General features: G+C 38.6%; 8 protein-coding genes and 1 pseudogene. 3 read left to right on the top strand and 6 right to left on the bottom strand.

Going from position 1 to position 7,764, the window contains the following annotated elements; all coding sequences use genetic code 11:
- Positions 1-1,784: 1,784 nt before the first annotated feature.
- On the bottom strand, positions 1,785-2,381 hold the full coding sequence (locus ACFIL2_RS04885; protein WP_375681693.1) for a hypothetical protein: 597 nt from the start codon (positions 2,379-2,381) through the stop codon (positions 1,785-1,787).
- Between the two features lie 65 nt (positions 2,382-2,446).
- Here ACFIL2_RS04885 and ACFIL2_RS04890 point away from each other — a divergent pair, with 65 nt between their 5' ends.
- Together ACFIL2_RS04890 and ACFIL2_RS04895 are read left to right on the top strand one after the other, a co-directional pair.
- A complete protein-coding gene (locus ACFIL2_RS04890; RefSeq protein ID WP_375649232.1) occupies positions 2,447-2,755 on the top strand; it encodes a type II toxin-antitoxin system RelE/ParE family toxin in 309 nt (102 codons plus the stop codon).
- Positions 2,736-3,020 carry an addiction module antidote protein gene (locus ACFIL2_RS04895; protein WP_375680439.1) on the top strand — a complete coding sequence of 95 codons (285 nt, stop codon included), beginning with the start codon at positions 2,736-2,738 and terminating at the stop codon, positions 3,018-3,020. The genes ACFIL2_RS04890 and ACFIL2_RS04895 overlap by 20 nt, the downstream gene beginning before the upstream one ends.
- Positions 3,021-3,055: 35 nt before the next feature.
- Here ACFIL2_RS04895 and ACFIL2_RS04900 read toward each other — a convergent pair whose 3' ends face one another.
- From ACFIL2_RS04900 to ACFIL2_RS04920, 5 genes and pseudogenes are all read right to left on the bottom strand, one after another.
- Positions 3,056-3,436 carry a hypothetical protein gene (locus ACFIL2_RS04900; protein ID WP_375611028.1) on the bottom strand — a complete coding sequence of 127 codons (381 nt, stop codon included), beginning with the start codon at positions 3,434-3,436 and terminating at the stop codon, positions 3,056-3,058.
- Between the two features lie 11 nt (positions 3,437-3,447).
- Positions 3,448-3,828 (bottom strand): hypothetical protein, encoded by a 381-nt coding sequence (locus ACFIL2_RS04905; RefSeq protein WP_375680438.1) that lies wholly within the window; start codon positions 3,826-3,828, stop codon positions 3,448-3,450.
- Positions 3,829-3,848: 20 nt separating this feature from the next.
- Entirely contained in the window at positions 3,849-4,976 is a 1,128-nt protein-coding gene (locus ACFIL2_RS04910) for a N4-gp56 family major capsid protein (RefSeq protein ID WP_375680437.1), read from the bottom strand.
- A 92-nt stretch (positions 4,977-5,068) separates the two neighbouring features.
- Positions 5,069-5,962, bottom strand: a complete 894-nt coding sequence (locus tag ACFIL2_RS04915; RefSeq protein WP_375621742.1) for a hypothetical protein — start codon at positions 5,960-5,962, stop codon at positions 5,069-5,071.
- Positions 5,963-5,975: 13 nt separating this feature from the next.
- A pseudogene (locus ACFIL2_RS04920) lies at positions 5,976-7,250 on the bottom strand (phage portal protein); the annotation flags it as partial.
- Between the two features lie 175 nt (positions 7,251-7,425).
- On the opposite strand from ACFIL2_RS04920, the gene ACFIL2_RS04925 reads away from it, so the two are divergent.
- A partial coding sequence (locus ACFIL2_RS04925) for an Arm DNA-binding domain-containing protein (RefSeq protein WP_375680436.1) occupies positions 7,426-7,764 on the top strand: 339 nt, incomplete at its 3' end.

Below are 7,764 nucleotides of genomic sequence, written 5' to 3' on the forward strand. Positions count from 1 at the left end.
GCGCTTATGGCAATGCGAAATTAACCAAGAAAAGCAAAGTAAGGGAAGTTCCTATAAATTATGAGGTTTATGAAAGCGATAACCTTGTCAAGATTGTTGATGAAACAGAATAAAAAGAGACATGGGGGTGCCTTCTTGATGGCTATAAACGTATCATAAGATAATTGCTTAATATACATATCATAAAAGAGAGCATTCATAAAAGAAAGCCGTGTCAAGTGATATGACGCGGCTTTCAATGGAGGTATGTGCAAATATTTCATATAAACGAAATCAATAATGAATGCATATATACAAAAGGTATCATATTGCAAACGCTCTTTTGAGATATGAAAACTTATCAAAAGGAATGTAAATAATGCGTATGATTTTTACTCACTCATTTGAATGAGAGAGCCTATAAACGCTTTTATGGCTATCAAACGTATCAATCATAACTCCTCCTTTGTGAGGTAGTCATTTGAAATAAAGCCCATGATCAAAATGCTTCTTTTAAAACGTTTCAATATACTGACTTTAAAATTGAGTTAAGTGAATTCAAATAACACATTGTCTAAAATCAAACCTATCAAACAAATCAAAACGCTTGATAGATTTAACAAAACCCGTTTTTTACAGTTGCAAACGTTGGTTTTTAAAACAAACTCTCATAAGACAATAAACAACCGCTTTTATCAAACGCAAGGCTTTAAAAACTGTTATAAACATCCGTTTCAAACGTTCACTTAGAGAGGCTCTCATAAGCGTATTTTTACTTTTCATTAAATGTAACTTTTTACAAATAAGCTGGCTCAATTTTGAGTTGGCAAAAACAACCAGCTCAAATTCGAGCTCGTTATCTTTAGAATAGAGCATTCTTTAAACAATGGCGTTTTATCTAAAAATTTAGAAAAATTCCATGCCTTGTGATGTTATAACGATTTTGAAGTTTGTTTGCTTATCTTGTCTAAAGAGATGCCCTCAAATTTGAGGAGACCTCATTTGGTTTCGTATTTTTAAACTATAACTTTTAAAATGTTTTTTAGTATCATGTTTAAGGTAAAATAGTCTTTTACTGCTATGGTATTAGCCGCCTCCATTTTTTTATGGAAGCGAACAGTTCCGTTCTTCAAAACTAGCTATGCACTATATTCATTAAAAGGCTTTTGATTTCATAAGATATAACGTTTTGAATTTCATACTGTTGTGATGATAGGGTCTGTATAATGCCTGCCTATCGTTTTCTAAATTTTTAGTAAGCGTTTTAAAAGCGATCTTATCCTTAATCCTTTTATGCAATCTTTATAAATTAAACCTATAAGCTTATGAATGCTTCAAACAGTTAATTTCTTTAATGCCATTTTAGAGGTTTTTCCCAATTTTGGGAAAAATTATATGATCTCTATTTTCTATAAATGCGTATCTTTTGGTACAATTTATCTTATAACAGTTTCAAACGATTACCCCCTTATAGGTAATAAGATATTGCTATAGCATTTTTAGATTTTACGCTTCTCAATTTTGAAAACTGTAATTTTATGTTTTTATCATGTGATTAACAATCCAATCTTTAAAACAAGATGGGATCTTTAAACGTATGTTATCGATAATTCCAAACGACTAAATTTTTAAACAATGTGATTTGTGCTGTGATAAAAACGTATCATAAAATTTATAAACTGTTATGAATAATATCTGCTTTTCATTTCATTGAACGTTTACATGCGTTATAATATTAGCATCATGATTTGCTTTTTATGGTCTATTCATACATGGCAATCTTATATAAAAAATGGTCAAATGAATCATGCATAAAAAGATGGATTCTTGAGTGGATTCATATAAAATAATTGCAAGCAAACTATTGACTTTATTGTGTTTTTTGATATTATACTGAGTACTATCTCTGATAAACGCAATGGAGAGAGAATGAGTTGAATCTGATAGGCTTTATCCGGCGTGGGATAAAGATGTAATTTCCTATCAAAATAACTGTAACAAACCGGCGTTCCTTGCTGCTCTGATGATAACAAAGGCTCTAAAGAAACATGGTCCTTACACTCCAATGCAAACTTATGATGTTGATCAGAACTCAGATAAACGTTTTTGATTTTAACAGCACTTTCGATATGGCTGGTAGTGCTTGCATCATAAACACCTTGTCCCGCCCGTGTCTCAAACACCACATCACGGCTTTCGTTAAAGTAAAAGGTCTCCCGTTCACAAAAACGAATGGCTGCAAAAATGCTTTCTTGGATTTGATGAACATACTCATCGGCTATGTCATCAATCTCATCTTGAATGACCGACACTAAGTGCGAAAGTGTCCTCTTATGACGATAAACATCTCGCTTTACTGGTATCGGTCCTCCGGTCTTAACCCGAATATAATGACGTGTCATCAAAATACCTTTCAGTAAAAATTATTACTATTGATATTATATATATTGTGTAGTATAGTGCACTGATGGTGTTCATTCATAAAACGATAGAATTTGATACTTGGCTTAAGAAACTTAAAGATAAAAGCGTTAAGGCTATTATTCTTCAACGTATTGTCCGCTTAAAACAGGGTCTTTTCGGTGATGTTAAATTCTTTAACGGTATAGGTGAATTACGTATCCACTATGGTGCTGGTTACCGAATTTATTTTACAAAAAAAGGCTCTGATTTTATCCTTTTGTTATGTGGTGGAGATAAATCAACGCAGAAAAAAGATATTGAACAAGCATTAAAGTTAAAAGAGGAGTACAGTGATGAAAACAACCCCATTTAAACCAGAAGAATATCTTGAAGACATTGAGGTACAACAAGCATTTCTTAATGAAGCCTTCAAAACTGGTGATGCCTCTCATATAGCGGATGCCCTTGGTATTGTTGCACGTGCTCAAAATATGAGAGCCTTAGCAAAAGAAACCAATCGCGAACGCAGTGGATTATATCGCTCCTTAAGCAAAACAGGTGACCCTAAACTTTCTACCTTAGTCGCTGTCTTATCTGCCCTTAATTTACAACTCTCGGTACAATCTGCTAATTCATAAACTGAGGGGAAGCTAATAGATCTCTCCCCTCAATTTTAGTGATTGGTTACGAATTCAACGACTATACTTGCTTGACCAGCTTGTACTGTTTTATCCGCTTTAGCATAGAGAGTGACCTCTTCATCATAAGGGACAAATTCCTTCTGATTGGTGGGCTTAACCTCTTTTACTGCCTGTTGTTTGATTTCCGCTTCACCAAACTCAGTCCCTCCAGCAGTGCTGCCTATTTTGACCTTTGTGTCCGAAAATGCTGTCTTAACAAACACTTTAATCGAAGTAATCAAAGCACCACGAGGTAGCGTGCCTATTCTCATAGCGTTTTCTTTATCTTCATAGCTAAAATTAAGCCGCAAAAAGCTTACCTGCTGGGTATGAAGATTTCTCCCTTGCAAGGGCTGTGGTAAATAATCTGCCATGTCTTATCCCCTCAATGATTTGTCACGAATTGCACAACCACAATACATTCACCAGCATCAGTGGTTTTGTCTCGTGTTGCATAAAGGGTCATCTCCTTATCAACTGCAACAAAAGACTTTTGATCTGTTGGCGTAAAATCTTGCGTGCCTTGGGCTTTGATGTCTTTTTCCCCAAACTCATTGCCCCCATAGCTGCTGCCAATCTTCAATTTCGCTTCTGAAAATGCCGTCTTAACGAACGCTTTTATTGAAGTGATCAAAGCGCCACGGGGTAATATCCCTATTTTCGTTGTGAGATGCTTATCTTTATGCGAGATATTTAACCGCAAAAAACTTACCTGTTGGGTATGTAGATTTCTGCCCTGTAATGGAGGGGGTAATTGATCTGCCATGTCTTGTTTCCTCCCTATGATTAATTATCAGGTTCACCACTGTAGGTGGGGATAACAATCGTTCCAAAATCTTGCGCTGTTTGTGCGCTATTTGGAAATTTGAAACGGGTTTTCTTCATGCCAATCAGTGTTTTCGCAGACAGACCATAGTAACGTTGATAGTCGAAATGCTCTTCCACCAATTGATAGCGATTGACATTGCGATTGTTCCCAAAAGCCATAACGATACTTTGTGCACCAAGCAAAACAGCGCGACGAACACTTTTTTTCGCTGTACTATCTGTCGATTTTACACCATGAGTAACATGTTCCGATTCACGCAAAATCACACCATTATACATGCCAAGAGAACCATCAAAAATCGGGTTCTTCGCGCGCGAACCCGTATAAGCAGCTTTCTGAATATCAAGCCACTGTCCAGTCTCTGTATTGGTGCGCAATTGCATCACTTGTGTTGGGTGCAAATAGAGTACATAAACACTCTCCCCATTCACACGCACTGGTCGAATTTTGGGATTAGCAAGTTTTGCCATTTTTACAGCTTCATCAATCAGCTTCAAACTAAAGCTATGTTTGGGTGCTTCACTGAGATCTTCATCTTTGGTTTTGGCTTCTGGTCGTATAATGCGCTTACTACTTGGTGCCAGAGGTTCATTAAATCCATAATGCACATTCTCGATATCTATCATCCGATCTTCAAAAGAGAGCGTCCTTGCTGTATATCCGCAAGCTTGAATGAAAAACATCATGCTTAAGCGGTCTGCATACCAATCAACCAAACCATTTTTGGCTTCATCACGTAAATCAAACGTTGTACGTTGTTGCGCTATACTACCTTCATTTTCTACACGAACTGCATGCGAAAGCTCGTCAATATAGAGTCTGTCATAAAGGAATTGTAATGCCTCTTCATTCCCTTCAAGCGTCTGTCCCGAGGTGACACCACGTCCCAAAAGCTGTGTCCGTAAGCTAAATGTAACACAATCCCCTCTGCCTTTCTGTGTTTCGGTTTTAAGTTGAATAATGCTGTTTGAACCCTTGCCTATAAGGGGGGCAATAGGTATCGCCTTTGAAACTTCTGTATTTAATAATTTTGACCACGTGCTTATCGCATGAGGATCATCTGCTCTAACTGTTGTTAATGCCATTGATTTTACCTTTCTTTGCTGTAAAAAAAAACCGGCTTAAAAGCCGGATCATAGCCCTGTATAAAACAGACTAATTTCTATAAAATGCACTCTTAATACCCGTTACCTGCACCGTGTAATTGCCGAAAAATCGCTTTATTTTTCGGATTTGATATCCAAACGTCAAATTCTTCTTCTGACATCCTATCAATGCTTGCTAAAGTCATTGGTCCAGTACTCCCCCCTCCTCCAGATGCTGTCAAAGTCCGCGCAGAATTCTGACGGCTTTGAAGTTCTGCAACTTGATTATTCGCTTGCACTGCTTGGTTTTGATAGCCAAGATTTTGCGCTATTCTATAAATCTCTTCTGCCGGATTGAGATCTCTTTGTGCACAAGTCGCTACAATCGTACGCAATTCATTCCTTATGATCTCAGAAATTGTGTTTGGATCTGCATACTCAGGATAAAGTGACGACCAAGAACTCAATTCCTTCGCACGCTTCTCATAAAGAAAATTTGCCGCATCACCAAAATCACTGGATTTATTTTGAAACGACTTAACAGAATTATTAAAAAATTCACCAAGACGTATATCATGCTGCTGCTGTTCCTCAGCTTGTCTTAGCGCTTCTTTCTGTTCCCTAATATACGCATCCTGCTCTCGAATCTTTTTTCCCATCCAACTCATATAGCCAATAATGTCTTGTGTAGGGTCTGGGGGTGCATTTTCACCTTCAACCATTGGCGTCTGGGACTGGGGTTCATAAAGCTTGACAAGCGCTTCACGAGCTTGTTTGGCTTGTTGCTCCATACGCTGCTGTTCTATACTAGGAACAATCTCTGAAGGCTTTTCAACGGGCTGTGCAACCGGCTCTGGAGACGTAATGTCATCATTATCAATCGTTTCACCATCATAAGTGCCGGCATCAAAAGAGCTCTCATCATCAAAGACCGGTGCTCCAACTCTGTAATCTTCATTCATAGCTTCGTTCATTTCTGCATTCATTCTCTAACCTCTCTCAAATGCTTCTTCCTCTGTATGTTGCCGCTCTTTCACGCATGATTTGATTTTGCGCTCGTTCATTAAGAATACGCTCCCGTTCAAGCTCATGCTTCTGTTGCATCAATTCCGCTTCCAATTCTGCTCTCTTTTGACGCATGACCAATTCAATCTGCTTGCCTTGTAAATCCATCTGTTGCATCTGACTTTTAGCCGCAATATCTTGCTGCTTTTCCTGCAACTTCATTTCTTGTTCCGGATTCATTTGCTGTTGTTGGGCTTGTTGTGCCATTTGCTGCTGTTGCATCTTCTCACTTACACGATTGAGTAATGACGCAGGCAATGGTGAATAACGAAGCAAATCAAGCATGATATCCGGTGTTACGGCATTTTGAAGCAACGGTAATAATTGCGTGATAATGCCAAAGGTACGCTCTTTCTCATTCGGGCTGGTTGGAGCATCATCCACCACAATATCGTAATCAACACTCATCACCGCTTCACGTGTTAAGGGAATATATTGCGCATTCTCTTCACCAGATATCCGCACCAAACGACCATCAGACAAGTAATTCTGTATCAGATGCAAAATAATCTTACCCTGCCTTTTGCGATACAAACGCAAGCCATCAAATAGACAAGCAAGCAGGTTAAGACTAGATTGACGCCGTTGTGCTTCTAAAATCCCTGCTTGTGAGACTTCTCTCGTCCCGATAAACTCAGGCGATAAGCCCGTAACTTGATTAATCGCTTCCTTGGCTTCATTAAACAGTTGGAAAAAACCGGTTGGGAATTGCGCTACGGGTTTGGGCTGTATCTTACCACCTGCCAAAGCGCCATTTTTTAAAACCGTAATACTATCTACTCTGCTCCAACTCTTTACAGCTTCTCTCACATCTTCAAATGCGCCCCGCTCTGCCATTATCCCGCCTTTGGATTGGCTATTAAGGATATGCATTACTTGACTAAAATATTTATTCGCCCATCGTTGTGGATCTTTTGTCGGACGGACAACCCCATAAAATTGCCGTTCTATCTTGTCAAAATACCCCGTTATACACTCCCAACCCAATTGACCAGCTGGAACTAAAGGTTGATCAGGGGATTCAAGCAACTTTCTCCCTAAAAAAGCACGTTTTACGACCTTTTTATTGAAAGCTGCCCCTTGGATATCGGGCATCATGCACTGGAGCTGCTTAAATTCCTCTTCACTATAATCACGAAGTTCTCCAGTGCTTAAATCGGGCGCTTTGTAATACCTCTCGCTTTCAAACCAACGGCATTCAACAAGTGTTCAAGGCATTGATTTATAATCATAATCTAGCGTTATTCATATTGAATGAGAACCCTGAATAACGTAAGATTCTCTCATCTTAAATCTGTGTATCTTGAATCAATCAAAATCACTTGCTTGCACACCACAAGCGGGGTTGATGTGTGGGTAAAAACTATAGCAGAAAGGAGTAAAAATGGTTCTTATGAATCGTCTTAATGCAAGGGCTGTCGCAACATTGGGAGCTGGCAAATATAATGATGGTGCCGGCTTGCTTCTCCATAAGCGTAAAGATGGAGGTGCTCAATGGCTGTATCGTTATACCATTCATGGTCGGCGCCGTGAAATGGGCTTGGGTGCTTTAAGAGATGTTTCTTTAAAACAAGCCCGTGAATTGGCAACTGGGTGGCGGGCTGTTTTACGTGAAGGGCGTGACCCTATTAAAGAACGTGAAAAACAAAAGCGTGAGGCAATAAGCAATCTCCATTACTTAAAAGATATTGCACTAGATACTTTTGAAACTCGTAAAGCTGAA

It is taken from the genome of Bartonella sp. AP30XZML, assembly GCF_042195945.1.
In the GTDB taxonomy this organism is placed as follows: domain Bacteria; phylum Pseudomonadota; class Alphaproteobacteria; order Rhizobiales; family Rhizobiaceae; genus Bartonella.

Coding starts and splice junctions, on each gene's coding strand:
- ACFIL2_RS04885 (WP_375681693.1), bottom strand. CDS start 2,381: ATGACACGTCATTATATTCGGGTTAAGACCGGAGGACCGATACCAGTA.
- ACFIL2_RS04890 (WP_375649232.1), top strand. CDS start 2,447: ATGGTGTTCATTCATAAAACGATAGAATTTGATACTTGGCTTAAGAAA.
- ACFIL2_RS04895 (WP_375680439.1), top strand. CDS start 2,736: ATGAAAACAACCCCATTTAAACCAGAAGAATATCTTGAAGACATTGAG.
- ACFIL2_RS04900 (WP_375611028.1), bottom strand. CDS start 3,436: ATGGCAGATTATTTACCACAGCCCTTGCAAGGGAGAAATCTTCATACC.
- ACFIL2_RS04905 (WP_375680438.1), bottom strand. CDS start 3,828: ATGGCAGATCAATTACCCCCTCCATTACAGGGCAGAAATCTACATACC.
- ACFIL2_RS04910 (WP_375680437.1), bottom strand. CDS start 4,976: ATGGCATTAACAACAGTTAGAGCAGATGATCCTCATGCGATAAGCACG.
- ACFIL2_RS04915 (WP_375621742.1), bottom strand. CDS start 5,962: ATGAATGCAGAAATGAACGAAGCTATGAATGAAGATTACAGAGTTGGA.